Genomic DNA, 13,136 nt, shown 5'->3' with positions numbered 1-13,136 from the left:
CGATCTCGTCGCGGCCCTCTCTTTTTGGTCCTTGGTCCTTGGTCCTTCGACCTTCGGGCCCCTTAGCCGATGCGGTCGAAGTTCACGGCGGCTTGAGGCTTGGCGTAGGTTGCGGGGATGCGGCGGGCGTTGTACTGCCGCGCGATGGCGTCGAGCGTTGCGGCGCGCGCGTCGGCAAAGGCTTGTCCAAGCCGCAAATCGGCGCTGCGGAGCTTCTTGCGAAGGTTGGGATCGAGCGGTGCCTTGGCATCGCTCTCAAGTTGTGCGATCGCCCGGTCGCGCTCCCGCATCAGGTCGCTGACCTCGCTCCAACGATTCTCCCCCACGGCCTCGACGGCCGACAGGGTCAGGACGAGCACGCGTTCGAGGCTAGGCGGCATGGGAAATCTCCTCTTTGGAGGTGGCCTTGGCGATCTGGACCCAGCTCTCGCGCAGATCGCTGAGGACGCGCATCGAGCGGTCGATGCCCTCGGGCTTGTCCGTGACGTTGGCATCGATCAGCTCGTTGACCACGTAGGTGTAGAGCGACATCAGATTCCGGGCGATCTCGCCGCCGGACTCCATGTCGAGGCAAGCCATCAGCTCGAAGACGATCTTCTGAGCCCGTTGCAGGCTTTCGTTCTGCTTGGGGATGTCGCGGTGCGCCATCGCGTGCTTGCCCGCCTCCATGAAGCGCAGCGCGCCATCGTACAGCATGACCACGAGTTCAAGGGGCGAGGCCCCGTTCACCGCGTGTTTCCGATATTCGTGAGCAAAACGACCGCTAGCCAAGGTTCTCCCTCTCGACCCACCGGGGACCGACATCGCAATTATCGGAGGGTGAACGGAGATTCTCAGAGGCCTTTCACGAAGGCCGCGCGTCCGCCCGCTACTCGATCGGCAGATCGGACCGGCGCATCGAAAGCAGCGCGAGTCCGGCGCACGCGGCGACCCAAGCGATCGGCAGGAGCGTTCCCCACGACACCGGGTAGTCGGGCTGCTCGGAGGGGTCCCCGTACCGTGTCAGCAGCACCTGGGCGAGGCGCAGGTAGAGGAAGACCGCCGAAACCAGCGCTCCCCCGACGAATCCGCAGGCGCCCGGCAAGCCGAAGCGGCGCGACGCGACCATTCCCACCACCGCCGCCGGGGCCAGGCCCAACAGGGACGCCCGCCCCAACTCGACGAGCCTCTGGGTGTCCGCGATGAGGAAGTGGGGAAGGGCGACGAGGAGGAGGATGAGGCCCGCCACGATGCCGAACGTCGAGCAGCCGAACATCATCTGGGTGTCCATGTCCCGCTTCTTGGGAGGAGGCGCGTCCAACTTCTCGTCGGTTTCCAAGGGTTCGAACGGCATCAAGGTCCATGATGCCCGAAACCACAAACCACAAACCACAAACCACAAACCACGGGTGTGGTATTCTCTGCAACTCGGGCGCTTGCGTCCGACCTACAACTATGCCACGGACCAGGTGCGGCTGAAACACGTCCGCAAACCAGTCCGATCACGGCGGGAGACTCTATGGCGAAACAGTGTTTGATCATCAAGCAGAAGCAGAAACCGAAGTTCAAGGTTCGATCCTATAACCGGTGTTCTCTCTGCGGCCGCGCGCGCGGCTATTTCCGGTTCTTCGGCGTGTGCCGAATCTGCATGCGGGAGAAGGCCCATCTCGGCCAGCTTCCCGGAGTGACCAAGTCCAGCTGGTAGCGGCGCGGAGGTTCTTATGCACAGCGATCCCATCGCGGACCTTCTGACGCGCGTGCGCAACGGCGCCCAGTCGCGGCTCGCAACCGTCGAGGTCCCTCACAGCAAAATCAAAGTCGAAGTTTTGAAGATCCTCGAGGCCGAGGGTTACATCAAGGGTTGGGAGGTCACGACCGAGACCAAGTTCCCCACGATTCGTGTGCACCTTCGCTACGACGCGAAGCGCAAACCCATCATCCAGAAGATCCGGCGCGTCAGCAAGCCGGGCCTGCGCATCTACAAGCCGGCGGCGGACCTCAAGCCCGTCCGCAGCGGTTTGGCGACGCAGATCATCTCAACGAGCAGCGGAGTGATGACCGACCGAGACGCGCGTAAGCGCAAGATCGGTGGCGAGGTCCTCTGCGAGGTTTGGTAGGAGGAAGAAATGTCGAGAATTGGCATGCAACCGATCACCGTTCCGAGCGGCGTGACCGTTGATGTGGCCGAAGGCAACCACGTGACCGTGCGCGGTCCCAAGGGCGAGCTGAAGGTCAAGGTCGGTTCGGAACTGCAGATCGTTCAAGAGGGGGACCAGTTGAAGGTCGAGCGCACGAGCGCGGACCGTCACGCGCGCAGCCAACACGGGTTGGCCCGAACCCTCATCAACAACTGCATCGTCGGCGTCACGACCGGGCACACGAAGGTGCTCGAGGTCGTCGGCGTCGGCTATCGCATCGCGCAGGCGGGCGGCGGACTGACCCTGAACATGGGCTTTTCCCACCCGGTCAACGTCGATGCGGTTCCGGGCATCACATTCGAAGTGGCGGCCGAGGAGAAGTCCCGCGTGCAGCAGTTGCGCGTGAGCGGCATCGACAAGGCGCTGGTCGGCCAGGTGGCCGCCGATATCCGCAAGGTGCGCAAACCCGATCCGTACAAGGGCAAGGGCATTCGCTACAAGGGCGAACTGGTCCGGCTCAAGCCCGGCAAGCGCGCGGCGGCGAAGAAGTAAGGGAGAACTGGAGCAGTGGGAAAGAAAACCAACGTTGCGTTGAGGAAGGTGCGGCACGAGCGGCTGCGCAAGCGGATCTCCGGCACTCCGGAGCGCCCGCGGCTTGCGGTGTTCCGCAGCCTCAAGCACATCTACGCACAGATTATCGACGACACCACGGGCACCACGCTGGCGAGCGCCAGCAGCCGGGAGAAGGAGATCGCCGCGGGCGGCAATCTCGACGGTGCGAAGGCCGTGGGAGCCGCGCTGGGCAAGCGCGCCGCCGACAAGGGAATCAAAGCCGTGGTCTTCGACCGTGGCGGGTTCCGCTATCACGGACGCGTGGCGGGTTTGGCCGACGCCGCCCGGGAAGCGGGGCTGGAGTTTTAGCATGAGGATGATGAATCGCCTGAGCGGCAAGCGCGAGAGCCGCAACACCGAAGGTCCGCAGCTCGATGTACGCATCGTGCGGACCAACAAGGTGTTCAAGACCCACAAGGGAGGCAAGACCGCTTCGTGGTCGATCCTCGTCGTCGTGGGGGACAACAAGGGCCAAGTCGGCGTGGGCTTGGGGAAGGCCCGAGGCATTCCGGATGCGATCCGGAAGGCCGAGGAGTCGGCCCGCAAGAACATGATCACGGTGGCCCGGATCGGCGAGACGATCCCGCACTCCGTGGAAGCGGTGTCGGGCACGTCCCGCGTGGTGCTTCGCCCCGCCTCGGCGGGTACGGGCGTCAAGGCGGGCGGCGCGGTGCGCGCCTGCCTGGAGTGCGCGGGCATCAACAACGTCCTCTCCAAATCGCTGGGAAGCCGCAACGCCATCAACATGGCGTACGCGACGATCGAGGCGTTCCAGAAGCTGCAGGCCCCCGAAGCGCGAGCCGAGCAGCGCGGGCTCGACGCGAACGAGCTGGTGCCCTGGCTCCAGAAGGCGCGCAAGGAGGAGGCCGATGCTGCGAATTAAGTTGGTCCGTAGCCTCATCGGCAACACCCCGCGCAACCGCAAGACGGTCGCCGCGCTCGGCTTGCGCCGGATGCACCAGGTCGTCTACCAAGAGGACAATGCGACGATCCGCGGCATGGTCCACAAGGTCAAGCACATGCTGACCGTGGACGAGGTCGACGCGTCGGAGGCCGCGCCGAAGGTCAAATCGCCCACGCGCAAATCCGAGCCCAAACCCAAGGCCCAACCCAAGCCCAAGGCCCAAGCAGAGCCGAAGGCCGAACCCAAGGCCGAAGGCCCAAAGCCCAAGGCCACACCCAAGGCCAAACCCAAGGCCCAAGGCCCAAAACCCAAGGCCAAACCTGAGGAGACCAAGAAGTGAGTTTGCACAAAGTGAGTCCGCCCGACGGAAGCACGACCCGCAAGCGTCGCGTCGGCCGCGGCATCGGCAGCGGCACCGGCAAGACCTGCACGCGCGGAACGAAGGGCCAGAAGGCGCGGCGCCAGATCCACCCCAACTTCGAGGGTGGCCAGACGCCGATCCAGCGCCGTTTGCCCGTCAAGAAGGGCTTTCGGAACGTCAACCACAAGGAGTTCGCCATCGTGAACCTCGACGATCTCGAGCGGCTGTTCGAGTCGGGCGACGAGGTGACTCCCGAGAAGCTGATGGCCATCGGCATCATTCCCGGAATCAAGGACGGCGTCAAGGTCCTTGCGTTCGGCGAACTGAAGAAGAAGCTGACGGTCCACGCGCACAAGTTCAGCAAAGCGGCGCAAGCCGCGATCGAGGGTGCCAAAGGGCAGGCGGTCACACTCTAATGCTTGCGGGCGGCAGCGATAAGAATCTGAGCATGCCCCTGATGGAGACCCTCCGTCAGGCGTGGGCCGACGAGGAGCTGCGGCGCAAGCTGCTGTTCGTCATGGGGATGTTCGCTGTCTTCGCCCTTGGAATCAACGTCCCCGTTCCCATTCCGGGCATCAGCAGCGCCGAACTCACCGAGCGGGTGAAGCAGCTCAACCTTCCGTTCTTCCAGTTGCTGGACGTGTTCGGCGGAGGCGGCCTTCGCCGTCTGTCGATCTTCGCGCTGGGCATGAACCCGTACATCACGGCGTCGATCATCATGCAGATCCTCACCCAGGCGTATCCGTCTTGGAAGCAGGAGCTCAAGGAGGGCGGCGAGTACGCGCGGCGGCAGCAGAACAAGCGCACCCGCATGCTCACGATCGTGCTTTGCGTGTTCCAGAGCCTCGGCCTCATCGGTTTGCTGAACCAGGCGCTTCCTCCCGAGGCGCAGACGATGTTCATCAAGTTCACGGTGGTGCTCTTCTGGACCTCGGGCGCGATGTTCGTGCTGTGGCTCGGCGAGCAGATCAGCGAGAAGGGCATCGGCAACGGCGTGTCGCTGATGATCTTCGCCGGCATCATCCTTTCGCTTCCCAACCAGGTGCGTCAGGTGTGGGGCGCCTACCAGGAGGGCTTCGCGCAGTGGTGGCAGCTCGGGCTGCTGCTTCTCCTGTTCCTGGGAACGACGTGGCTGATCGTGCTCTTCACGATCTCCCAGCGCCGAATTCCCATCCAGCACATGAGGCGCGTCGTGGGCACGAAGATGATGGGTGGGCAGACCAGCTATCTGCCGCTCTCGGTCGTGATGGCGGGCGTGATCCCTCTGATCTTTGCGGTTTCGTTGATCTACATCCCGCAGCAGTTCGCGTCGATGTTCGCTCCGACGAGTCCGATCCACCTCACCCTGATCGAGATCGGTTCGTGGCTCAACCCCGCGTCGCCGTTCCCCAAAGGTTTGGTGGCATCGGTCGTCTACACGGCGCTCATCTTCTTCTTCACCTACTTCTACACGGCGATCCAGTTCAACGTGGACGACATCAGCGACAACCTGAAGCGGGGGGGCTCGTTTATCCCGGGTGTTCGGCCGGGCAAACAAACCCGAGACTTTCTGGACGGGGTCATCTCGCGGATCACGATCGCCGGTGCGGGGTTCTTGGCCTTCGTCGCGTTGATCCAGTACGTCGCGTGGTCGCTCACGGGCATCCAGGCGATCAGCATCATCGGCGGCACGTCGCTGCTCATCATGGTGAGCGTGGCGCTCGAGACCATGCGCCAGATCGAGGCGAGCCTATTGATGAAGCACTACGGGCAATAGGCGGGGTTGCCCGCCAGTGCCTAGCGTTGAGTGTTGAGTGTTGGGAGATCGATGCGGCTGATTTTGATTGGGCCTCCGGGTGTGGGAAAGGGAACTCAAGCGGCGCTTCTTGAAGAGCGGCTTGGGCTCAAGCCGCTCTCTTCGGGCACGATCTTCCGTTCGGAGATCGAGGCGGACACGGATCTGGGCCGGCTCGCCAAGCGGTACATCGACCACGGCGAGCTTGTCCCCAACGGCGTCACCATCGAGATGATGGCCAAGCGCATCCGCAGCGACGAGGTGCGCAAGAAGGGCTTCGTGCTCGACGGCTTTCCCCGCACGGAGAAGCAGGCCGAGGCGCTCGACGAGATGCTCGCCGAGATGGACATGGACATCGACCGCGTCGTGAGCCTCGAGGTGGACGAGGACGTCGTCGTGCAACGCCTCGGCGGACGGATGGGATGCACCAAGTGCGGCGAGATCTACCATTCGAGCACCAAACCTCCCAAGCGCGAGGGGCTGTGCGACAAATGCAACGGCCCGTTGTTCGTGCGTTCCGACGATCAGCCGGAGACCATCCGCGAACGGCTGCGGGTGTTCCACCAGAACACCGCCCCGGTGATCGAGCATTACGAACGGCTTGGAAAGCTCCATCGCGTGTCGGCCGACGAGGGGCCGGAATTGGTGTACGAGCGCATCGTGGACGGTTCCGCCCGATGATCCTGCTGAAGAAGCAGTCCGAAATCGAGAAGATGCGTGCGGCCGGCCGGGTGGTCGCCCGCACGCAGCGCGTGGTCTCCGAAGCGATCGTCGCCGGCAGCTCGACGCCGCAACAGCTCGACGAGCTGGCCGAGCGCTTGATCCGAGAGGCGGGCGGAATTCCGAGCTTCAAAGGGTATCGCGGCTTTCCGAACGCGGCTTGCATCTCGGTCAACGACGTGGTCGTGCACGGCATCCCCGACGCGACGCCGCTCCAGGAGGGGGACATCGTCGGCCTCGACTTCGGAGTGATCCTCGACGGCTGGCACGCCGACGGTGCGTGGACCTACGCGGTGGGCGCCATCAGCCAGGACGCGCAGCGACTGCTCAACGTATCGCAGGAGGCGCTGTTCCAGGGCATCGCGAAGGCGCGGGTCGGCGCGCGCGTCGGCGATATCTCGGCCGCGGTTCAGAAGTACGTCGAGTCCAACGGTTACGCGGTGGTGCGCGATCTCGTGGGGCACGGGATCGGTCGGTCGCTCCACGAGGAGCCGAGCGTCCCGAATTTCGGGAGGGCGGGTAAGGGCCCGGTCCTGCGCGAGGGCACCACGATCTGCATCGAGCCCATGGTCAACGCCGGGACGTGGCGCGTGACGACGATGCCGGACGGGTGGACCATGAAGTCGGCGGACGGGAGCCTTTCCGCGCACTTCGAGCACACGGTGGCGATCACGCGAAACGGACCCGAGATCCTCACATTGGAGTAGCCTAGGGAGCAGTGGGCGCCGAGCGCGCCCAGGAGATTGGATGGCAAGAAGGAAACCACCGAAGAAGAAGAAGCAACAACCCGAGATCGAGAAGGAAAAGGGCATCGAAGTCGAGGGCGTCGTCCTCGAGAATCTGCCCAACGCCCGCTTTCGCGTGAAGTTGGACGAGGGAGACCACGAACTCCTGGCGCACGTAAGCGGCAAGATGCGCATGTTCTACATCCGCATCCTTCCCGGCGACCGGGTTCGCGTGGAGCTCTCGCCCTACGATCTCACGCGGGGTCGCATCGTCTACCGCTACAAGTAGCCGCCCGAGCGGCCGAACGAGACGCACGTTCGAAGAAAAACCCTAGCGAACCGCCGCGGGCTTAGGTATAATCCGATCTTGCGTCAGTCGGATTTTCCGGCCATGGGTGCGCACGCGTGCGTCACCCCTATGTCCAAGGACGATCCAGCAAGGTGAAATGTCGATGAAAGTTCGGGCCAGTGTTAAAAAAATGTGCGACAAGTGCAAGATCATCAAGCGCAAGGGCGTGGTGAGGGTTCTGTGCTCGAACGCGAAGCACAAGCAGCGACAAGGCTGACGGGGTAGTTAGAGATTTATGGCACGTATTGCAGGCGTTGACCTTCCGCGCGAAAAGGCGATTCTTTACGCGCTTCCGTTGATCTACGGGCTCGGGTTGAAGACCGCGGGCGAGGTGATTGAAAAGGCGGGCGTGGATCCACGCGCTCGCGTCAAGGACCTCTCCGAGGCTGAGATCGGGCATTTGCGCGAGATCATCGACCGCGACTATCAGGTCGAGGGCGATCTTCGTCGCGAGGTGAACTCGAACACCCGCCGGCTGATCGAAATCGGCTCCTACCGCGGGTTGCGCCATCGGCGCGGCCTGCCGACGCGCGGCCAGAACACCCGCCACAACGCGCGCACCCGCAAGGGCAAGCCGAAGACTGTGGCCGGCAAGAAGAAGGCGAAGAAGTAACGCGGGACACCCGGGCACACCATGGCAAGAAAGCAAGTTTCCAAAGGCAAGCAGAAAGAGAAGAAGAACGTGCCGGCTGGCGTCGCGCACATCCACGCGTCGTTCAACAACACGATCGTCACGATCACGGACCCGCAGGGCGCCGTGCTGAGTTGGGCGAGCGCGGGTTCGGTGAACTTCAAGGGGAGCCGCAAGGGCACCCCGTTCGCGGCGCAGGTCGCCGCGGAGAACGCCTCGCGCAAGGCCCAGGAGCACGGCCTGCGCAAGGTGGACGTGCGGGTTTGCGGCCCCGGATCCGGCCGAGAGACCGCGGTGCGCAGCCTTCAGGCGTCGGGCCTCGAGGTCAGTTCCATCTGCGACGTGACCCCCCTGCCCCACAACGGATGCCGGCCGCCGAAGCGCCGCCGAGTCTGAGCGAGTTCAAAGATGCCACACATTTCCACCCTTGACATTTCCTCGGAGAAAGGCACGTTCGTGCTCGAGCCCCTCGAGCGCGGGTACGGCCAGACGATCGGCAACGCGCTGCGGCGCGTGCTGCTCAGCTCGATCCAGGGCGCGGCGGTCAGCGCCGTCCGGATCGACAAGGTCTTCCACGAGTTCGCACCGATCCCCGGCGTCAAAGAGGACACCACCGAGCTGTTGCTCAACCTCAAGAATCTCGCGATCCGGATGACCTACGAGGATGCCCTGCCGGCCGAGGACCAGACGCTGCGCATCGACGTGCAGGGGGCGGGCCGGGTCACCGGCGCCGACGTCGTGTGCCCTCCGGGACTCGAGATCGTGAACCCCGAGGCGTATCTCTGCACGGCGAGCGACCCCAAGGGCAGCCTGTCGATGGAGCTGTACGTGGGATGGGGCACCGGCTACGTGCTTCCTGAGAAGCAGGAGAAGTACCGAGGCATCATCGGCGTGATTCCCGTCGGCGCGCAGTACACGCCGGTCCGCAAGGTGAGCTACACCGTCGAGCAGACGCGCGTGGGCATGCGGACGGACTTCGAGCGGCTCGTGCTCGAGATCACGACCAACGGCGCGGTGGTTCCGAACGACGCGTTGTCGCAGTCGGCGCACATCCTGGACAAGTATTTCCGCATGTTCTTCGATCTCGGCGAAGCCGGTTACGACGACGGACCGGACGAGGGAGAGGAGATTCCCGAGAACATCCTGAACATCCCCGACAAGCGGATCGAGGAGCTGGACTTCTCGCAGCGGACGTTCAACTGCCTGCGGCGCGCCAGTCTGCTGACGCTTCGGGCGCTCGCCGTGGCCACCGAGTCGGACCTCACGGGGATCCGCGGGTTCGGCAAGAAGTCGCTGGTCGAGGTGCGGGACAAGCTGCAGGAGTTCGGTCTCGAGCTCAAGCCGCCCAAGGGCGGGTACCGGCCGCTCGACGTGCTGGACGATGAAGATGAAGAGGATTTCGACTGATGAGACACCTTGTTGACCGACGTAAGCTGGGCCTGCCCAGCGACCAGCGCCGAGCGCTGCTGACGAACCTCACGCGCCAGTTCATCCGGCACGGCTACGTCCGCACGACGCAGGGGCGCGCGAAGGAGCTGCAACGGCTCGTCGAGAAGATGATCACGCTGGGCAAGAAGGACACCCTCGCGGCGCGGCAGCGCGCGCGCCGGGTTCTGGTCGGCCACTCGGCCTCGAGCGCCAAGCCCGAAAAGCTGCTCGCCGGGAAGACCGCGATGGAGAAGTCCCAGATCCTGCAGGAGCGCAGCCTCATCAACGGCGAGGACCTTGTCAAGCGTCTCTTCGACGACATCGCGCCGCGCTACAAGGAGCGGAACGGGGGTTACACCCGGCTCACCAAGATCGGCACACGGCGCGGAGACGGTGCGCCTTCGGCGGTCTTGGAGTTGGTTGACTAGACGGATCAAACTGGTCGTCGCGTACGACGGCACCGATTTTCGCGGCTGGGCCGCACAGGCTGGACGGAGAACCGTCCAGGGCACTTTGAAAGATGCTGTTCGCCGGGTCTCGGGCGAGGATTGCGAGATCGTGGGTGCAAGCCGCACCGACAGTGGAGCGCACGCGCGCGGCCAGGTTTGCCACTTCGACAGCGACGTGGCGATCGAACCGCCTCGCTGGGCGGGAGTCCTCAACCGGGTCCTCCCCCGAGATGTGGCGGTGATGGACTCCGTCCAGGTGGACGACGCGTTCAACAGCCGTTTTTGGGCCAGAGACCGGCACTACCGGTACCGGATCTGGAACGCGCCGAGCGACCCGTTCATCGAACGGACAGCCTATGGCTGGGACCAGCCGCTGGACGTCGAGGCGATGGCTCGAACGGGGCTTCGGCTCGTCGGAGAGCACGACTTCCGCGCGTTCACCGAGGAGCTTCGGCCGGACGTGCTGAACACCGTCCGCAAGCTCTTTTCCGTTCGCGTGAAACGGGTGGGACGGGAAGTGCGGATCGACATCGTGGGAACGGCGTTTCTGCGGGGAATGATGCGGCGCATCTCGGGCGGACTGCTCGAGGTGGGACGAGGCTTGCGCAGCGAGGCGGAGATCGCCGAGTTGCTCACCCATCAAGGACGCGCCGATCGGCATGGCCCCGAGGTCTTGCCGGCTCAGGGATTGACCCTGATGCGCATCCGCTACGGAAGACATCCGCGCGACGTGCGGGAGACGGCATCTGGATAGAAACGATTTGAACGAGTGGACTGGGTTGATACGATGAATAGAACATCTACGGTTAAGGCAGGAAGCATCGAGCACAAGTGGTTTGTGGTCGATGCCACCGGCGTGCCCATCGGGCGGCTCGCGGGTCAGGTGGCGCAGGTGCTTCGCGGGAAGCACAAGCCGACGTTTGCGTACAACGCGGACTGCGGCGACTTCGTCGTCGTGATCAATGCGGAGAAGGTCGTGCTGACGGGCAACAAGGGCGAGGAGCTGATCCATTGGCACACGGGCTGGCCCGGCGGCCTGCGCAGCGTGTCGCGAGGCAAAATGCTCGAGACCAACCCGACGAAGCTCGTTGAAAAGGCAATTTGGGGCATGACGCCCAAGACCAAGCTCGGCCATCAGATCATCAAGAAGCTGAAGGTGTACGCGGGCGCAGACCACCCCCACGCGGCGCAGAACCCCGAGCCGCTGAAGGTGACGAAGGACTAACGCAGCATGGCGAAGAAGAAAATCGATTCGAACTACGGCACCGGGCGGCGCAAGAGCGCCATCGCCCGGGTTTGGGTCACGCCCGGCGAGGGCGCGATCTCCATCAACGACCGGGACTTCAAGGAGTACCTGGGACGCCCCGTCCTCGAGATCCTGGTGCAGAGCCCGCTCGTTAAGCTCGGCCTCGACGGCCGGTACGACGTGAAGGTCCGCGCCAAGGGCGGCGGCATCACGGGCCAGGCCGGCGCCATCAAGCTCGGCATCGCCCGGGCGCTGCTCGAAATGGATTCCGAACTCCGCAGGCCTCTGCGCGCCGGCGGATTCCTCACGCGCGATCCCCGTGTGAAAGAGCGCAAGAAGTACGGTCGCAAGAAGGCGCGACGCGGCTTCCAGTTCGTCAAGCGCTAAGGCCCCAGGGAACCCGGTGCCACGCCCGCTCGACGGGCGTGGGCTCCGCACCAGGTCAGGCATTCTTGGCACGCAACGGCTCCCGCCCCTCCCGCATCCCAGCTCAACGCGTGGGGCGTCTTCCGCGTATGCTCTGATGGTCCGCCATGCCCACCGCTGAAGCGCCGGTCAAGCTGTTGCCTCTTACCCGCCGGCCCCCGGTCCTGCGGCTCCTCGCGGTGGCTCTGCTCGCCGAGATCGGGTTCGCGGTCCTCAACATCTCGACCATGCCGGTCTATCTGGCGAACGACCGGCAATTCGGCGAGTCGGCCATCGGCCTCGTGCTGACGGCGTTCCTTCTCAGCGAGGCCGCGTTCAAGAGCCCGATGGGCCATCTCGCCGAGCGGGTGGGCCGCAAGATGCTGATGGTCGTCGGCCCTGCCCTGTGCGCCGTCACGCCCCTGCTCTCGCTCGCCGTCCCGCACCACCTGGGGGCGAACGAGACGCTGCTCTTCGTGGCCCTGCGTGTCGTGGACGGGCTGGGCGCGGCGATGATCTGGCCGGCGACCTTCGCCGCGATGGCCGACTCCGTGGACGAAGGCGAGCAGCAGCAGGCGATGAGCCTGCTCAACGTGTGCTACTTGCTTGGCATCGCGCTGGCGCTCCCGATCGGAGGGATCGTGAACGACCTCACGGGACGCACGTGGTCGAGCCTCATTCTCGCCACGCTCCTGTTCGCAGGGGTGGCGATCACCGTCGGTCGGTTCATGCGTCCCGACGGCCAAGCGCATCGGCTGCCCCCGCCGGAGCACTCGAGCATCGAGCTGGCCAAGCTCGCCGAGACCGCGCGCGAGATTCCCGCCTACGTGGCTCTGGCCGTCGTGATCTTCGCCGGTATCGGGTTCCCCATGGCGATCATCAAGCTGTTCGCCCAACAGGAGTTCGGCATGAGCGAATCCGCGTTTGGAGCGCTCGTGTTTCCAGCCGCCATCGCCATGGCGGTGCTCAGCGTCCCGATGTCCCGCTATGGCGAGCGTCTGGGCCGCGTGCGCGCCGTACACCTCGGCTTGGGGCTTTGCTCGGGTGGATTGACCCTGATCGCACTCGGCGCGTTCTTCGAAGGGCTGAGGACCCCGCTCGCGCTGGCCGTGGGGGCGATCCCGGTGGGAATCGGGTTCCTGCTCGCCATTCCCGCGTGGATGACCAGCGTGAGCGAGATCAATCCCAACCGACGAGCCGCCAATCTCGGCGTGGTGATGACGGCCCAGGGCGTGGGGGCGATCATCGGCGCCCCGGTCGGGGCGGCGCTCTACGAGAAGCTCCAAGTGTTTGGCGCGGACTTTGGCCGCTACTCTCCGTTCGTGGGTTGCGCGCTGTGCGTTGTGGGCGGATGGGTGCTCTCGTTGCGGATTCTCAGCGAGCCCTCTGGAACGGCTCCTGAAAGGTAACATCGG

At 64.5% G+C, this 13,136-nt stretch carries 22 protein-coding genes and 1 pseudogene; 20 read left to right on the top strand and 3 right to left on the bottom strand.

Annotation, left to right across the window (positions count from 1 at the left end):
• Positions 1-62: 62 nt before the first annotated feature.
• The 3 genes from M9921_02570 to M9921_02560 all read right to left on the bottom strand — a co-directional run bounded on the left by M9921_02570 (position 63) and on the right by M9921_02560 (position 1,333).
• Entirely contained in the window at positions 63-380 is a 318-nt protein-coding gene (locus M9921_02570; protein MCO5295716.1) for a hypothetical protein, read from the bottom strand.
• A complete protein-coding gene (fliS, locus tag M9921_02565) occupies positions 370-696 on the bottom strand; it encodes a flagellar export chaperone FliS (protein ID MCO5295715.1) in 327 nt (108 codons plus the stop codon). Before fliS ends, M9921_02570 begins: the two co-directional genes overlap by 11 nt.
• Before the next feature lie 172 nt (positions 697-868).
• The gene (locus M9921_02560) at positions 869-1,333 is read right to left on the bottom strand and encodes a hypothetical protein (protein MCO5295714.1); all 465 of its coding nucleotides are present in this window, start codon (positions 1,331-1,333) and stop codon (positions 869-871) included.
• A 165-nt stretch (positions 1,334-1,498) separates the two neighbouring features.
• Here M9921_02560 and M9921_02555 point away from each other — a divergent pair, with 165 nt between their 5' ends.
• The 20 genes and pseudogenes from M9921_02555 to M9921_02460 all read left to right on the top strand — a co-directional run bounded on the left by M9921_02555 (position 1,499) and on the right by M9921_02460 (position 13,130).
• Positions 1,499-1,684: a type Z 30S ribosomal protein S14 gene (locus M9921_02555; protein ID MCO5295713.1), complete on the top strand. Its 186-nt coding sequence runs from the start codon at positions 1,499-1,501 to the stop codon at positions 1,682-1,684.
• Between the two features lie 16 nt (positions 1,685-1,700).
• Positions 1,701-2,096: a 30S ribosomal protein S8 gene (rpsH, locus tag M9921_02550; protein ID MCO5295712.1), complete on the top strand. Its 396-nt coding sequence runs from the start codon at positions 1,701-1,703 to the stop codon at positions 2,094-2,096.
• 9 nt (positions 2,097-2,105) lie between these two features.
• Positions 2,106-2,669 carry a 50S ribosomal protein L6 gene (gene rplF, locus M9921_02545; GenBank protein ID MCO5295711.1) on the top strand — a complete coding sequence of 188 codons (564 nt, stop codon included), beginning with the start codon at positions 2,106-2,108 and terminating at the stop codon, positions 2,667-2,669.
• Between the two features lie 15 nt (positions 2,670-2,684).
• On the top strand, positions 2,685-3,038 hold the full coding sequence (gene rplR, locus M9921_02540) for a 50S ribosomal protein L18 (GenBank protein ID MCO5295710.1): 354 nt from the start codon (positions 2,685-2,687) through the stop codon (positions 3,036-3,038).
• A gap of 10 nt (positions 3,039-3,048) precedes the next feature.
• On the top strand, positions 3,049-3,612 hold the full coding sequence (gene rpsE, locus M9921_02535; GenBank protein MCO5295709.1) for a 30S ribosomal protein S5: 564 nt from the start codon (positions 3,049-3,051) through the stop codon (positions 3,610-3,612).
• Positions 3,599-3,766 (top strand): annotated as a pseudogene (gene rpmD / locus M9921_02530) (50S ribosomal protein L30). Before rpsE ends, rpmD begins: the two are co-directional and overlap by 14 nt.
• Positions 3,767-3,969: 203 nt before the next feature.
• Entirely contained in the window at positions 3,970-4,410 is a 441-nt protein-coding gene (gene rplO, locus M9921_02525) for a 50S ribosomal protein L15 (protein MCO5295708.1), read from the top strand.
• A gap of 32 nt (positions 4,411-4,442) precedes the next feature.
• Positions 4,443-5,750 carry a preprotein translocase subunit SecY gene (gene secY / locus M9921_02520; protein ID MCO5295707.1) on the top strand — a complete coding sequence of 436 codons (1,308 nt, stop codon included), beginning with the start codon at positions 4,443-4,445 and terminating at the stop codon, positions 5,748-5,750.
• 51 nt (positions 5,751-5,801) lie between these two features.
• Complete coding sequence (locus M9921_02515; protein MCO5295706.1) at positions 5,802-6,449, top strand: adenylate kinase; 648 nt, start codon at positions 5,802-5,804, stop codon at positions 6,447-6,449.
• Positions 6,446-7,195: a type I methionyl aminopeptidase gene (gene map / locus M9921_02510; protein ID MCO5295705.1), complete on the top strand. Its 750-nt coding sequence runs from the start codon at positions 6,446-6,448 to the stop codon at positions 7,193-7,195. Before M9921_02515 ends, map begins: the two co-directional genes overlap by 4 nt.
• Before the next feature lie 40 nt (positions 7,196-7,235).
• Entirely contained in the window at positions 7,236-7,502 is a 267-nt protein-coding gene (gene infA / locus M9921_02505; protein ID MCO5295704.1) for a translation initiation factor IF-1, read from the top strand.
• Positions 7,503-7,665: 163 nt separating this feature from the next.
• On the top strand, positions 7,666-7,779 hold the full coding sequence (gene rpmJ, locus M9921_02500; protein MCO5295703.1) for a 50S ribosomal protein L36: 114 nt from the start codon (positions 7,666-7,668) through the stop codon (positions 7,777-7,779).
• An 18-nt stretch (positions 7,780-7,797) separates the two neighbouring features.
• Positions 7,798-8,175 (top strand): 30S ribosomal protein S13, encoded by a 378-nt coding sequence (rpsM, locus tag M9921_02495; GenBank protein MCO5295702.1) that lies wholly within the window; start codon positions 7,798-7,800, stop codon positions 8,173-8,175.
• 21 nt (positions 8,176-8,196) lie between these two features.
• Positions 8,197-8,589 (top strand): 30S ribosomal protein S11, encoded by a 393-nt coding sequence (gene rpsK, locus M9921_02490; protein MCO5295701.1) that lies wholly within the window; start codon positions 8,197-8,199, stop codon positions 8,587-8,589.
• A 12-nt stretch (positions 8,590-8,601) separates the two neighbouring features.
• The gene (locus M9921_02485) at positions 8,602-9,600 is read left to right on the top strand and encodes a DNA-directed RNA polymerase subunit alpha (GenBank protein ID MCO5295700.1); all 999 of its coding nucleotides are present in this window, start codon (positions 8,602-8,604) and stop codon (positions 9,598-9,600) included.
• Positions 9,600-10,049, top strand: a complete 450-nt coding sequence (rplQ, locus tag M9921_02480) for a 50S ribosomal protein L17 (GenBank protein MCO5295699.1) — start codon at positions 9,600-9,602, stop codon at positions 10,047-10,049. The genes M9921_02485 and rplQ overlap by 1 nt, the downstream gene beginning before the upstream one ends.
• Positions 10,042-10,824 (top strand): tRNA pseudouridine(38-40) synthase TruA, encoded by a 783-nt coding sequence (gene truA / locus M9921_02475; protein MCO5295698.1) that lies wholly within the window; start codon positions 10,042-10,044, stop codon positions 10,822-10,824. The genes rplQ and truA overlap by 8 nt, the downstream gene beginning before the upstream one ends.
• Positions 10,825-10,857: 33 nt before the next feature.
• On the top strand, positions 10,858-11,295 hold the full coding sequence (rplM, locus tag M9921_02470; protein MCO5295697.1) for a 50S ribosomal protein L13: 438 nt from the start codon (positions 10,858-10,860) through the stop codon (positions 11,293-11,295).
• A 6-nt stretch (positions 11,296-11,301) separates the two neighbouring features.
• Entirely contained in the window at positions 11,302-11,703 is a 402-nt protein-coding gene (gene rpsI, locus M9921_02465; GenBank protein MCO5295696.1) for a 30S ribosomal protein S9, read from the top strand.
• 146 nt (positions 11,704-11,849) lie between these two features.
• On the top strand, positions 11,850-13,130 hold the full coding sequence (locus tag M9921_02460) for an MFS transporter (protein ID MCO5295695.1): 1,281 nt from the start codon (positions 11,850-11,852) through the stop codon (positions 13,128-13,130).
• Positions 13,131-13,136 lie beyond the last annotated feature (6 nt).

It is taken from the genome of Fimbriimonadaceae bacterium (assembly GCA_023957775.1).
Taxonomy (GTDB): Bacteria; Armatimonadota; Fimbriimonadia; order Fimbriimonadales; family Fimbriimonadaceae; genus JAMLGR01.
This window is presented reverse-complemented; position numbering and strand designations above follow the sequence as displayed.

Coding starts and splice junctions, on each gene's coding strand:
- rplQ (MCO5295699.1), top strand. CDS start 9,600: ATGAGACACCTTGTTGACCGACGTAAGCTGGGCCTGCCCAGCGACCAG.
- rpsE (MCO5295709.1), top strand. CDS start 3,049: ATGAATCGCCTGAGCGGCAAGCGCGAGAGCCGCAACACCGAAGGTCCG.
- map (MCO5295705.1), top strand. CDS start 6,446: ATGATCCTGCTGAAGAAGCAGTCCGAAATCGAGAAGATGCGTGCGGCC.
- fliS (MCO5295715.1), bottom strand. CDS start 696: ATGCTGTACGATGGCGCGCTGCGCTTCATGGAGGCGGGCAAGCACGCG.
- M9921_02460 (MCO5295695.1), top strand. CDS start 11,850: ATGCCCACCGCTGAAGCGCCGGTCAAGCTGTTGCCTCTTACCCGCCGG.
- M9921_02570 (MCO5295716.1), bottom strand. CDS start 380: ATGCCGCCTAGCCTCGAACGCGTGCTCGTCCTGACCCTGTCGGCCGTC.
- rplM (MCO5295697.1), top strand. CDS start 10,858: ATGAATAGAACATCTACGGTTAAGGCAGGAAGCATCGAGCACAAGTGG.
- rpsK (MCO5295701.1), top strand. CDS start 8,197: ATGGCAAGAAAGCAAGTTTCCAAAGGCAAGCAGAAAGAGAAGAAGAAC.
- M9921_02560 (MCO5295714.1), bottom strand. CDS start 1,333: ATGCCGTTCGAACCCTTGGAAACCGACGAGAAGTTGGACGCGCCTCCT.
- infA (MCO5295704.1), top strand. CDS start 7,236: ATGGCAAGAAGGAAACCACCGAAGAAGAAGAAGCAACAACCCGAGATC.
- rplF (MCO5295711.1), top strand. CDS start 2,106: ATGTCGAGAATTGGCATGCAACCGATCACCGTTCCGAGCGGCGTGACC.
- M9921_02515 (MCO5295706.1), top strand. CDS start 5,802: ATGCGGCTGATTTTGATTGGGCCTCCGGGTGTGGGAAAGGGAACTCAA.
- rpsI (MCO5295696.1), top strand. CDS start 11,302: ATGGCGAAGAAGAAAATCGATTCGAACTACGGCACCGGGCGGCGCAAG.
- M9921_02555 (MCO5295713.1), top strand. CDS start 1,499: ATGGCGAAACAGTGTTTGATCATCAAGCAGAAGCAGAAACCGAAGTTC.
- rpsM (MCO5295702.1), top strand. CDS start 7,798: ATGGCACGTATTGCAGGCGTTGACCTTCCGCGCGAAAAGGCGATTCTT.
- rpsH (MCO5295712.1), top strand. CDS start 1,701: ATGCACAGCGATCCCATCGCGGACCTTCTGACGCGCGTGCGCAACGGC.
- M9921_02485 (MCO5295700.1), top strand. CDS start 8,602: ATGCCACACATTTCCACCCTTGACATTTCCTCGGAGAAAGGCACGTTC.
- rpmJ (MCO5295703.1), top strand. CDS start 7,666: ATGAAAGTTCGGGCCAGTGTTAAAAAAATGTGCGACAAGTGCAAGATC.
- secY (MCO5295707.1), top strand. CDS start 4,443: ATGCCCCTGATGGAGACCCTCCGTCAGGCGTGGGCCGACGAGGAGCTG.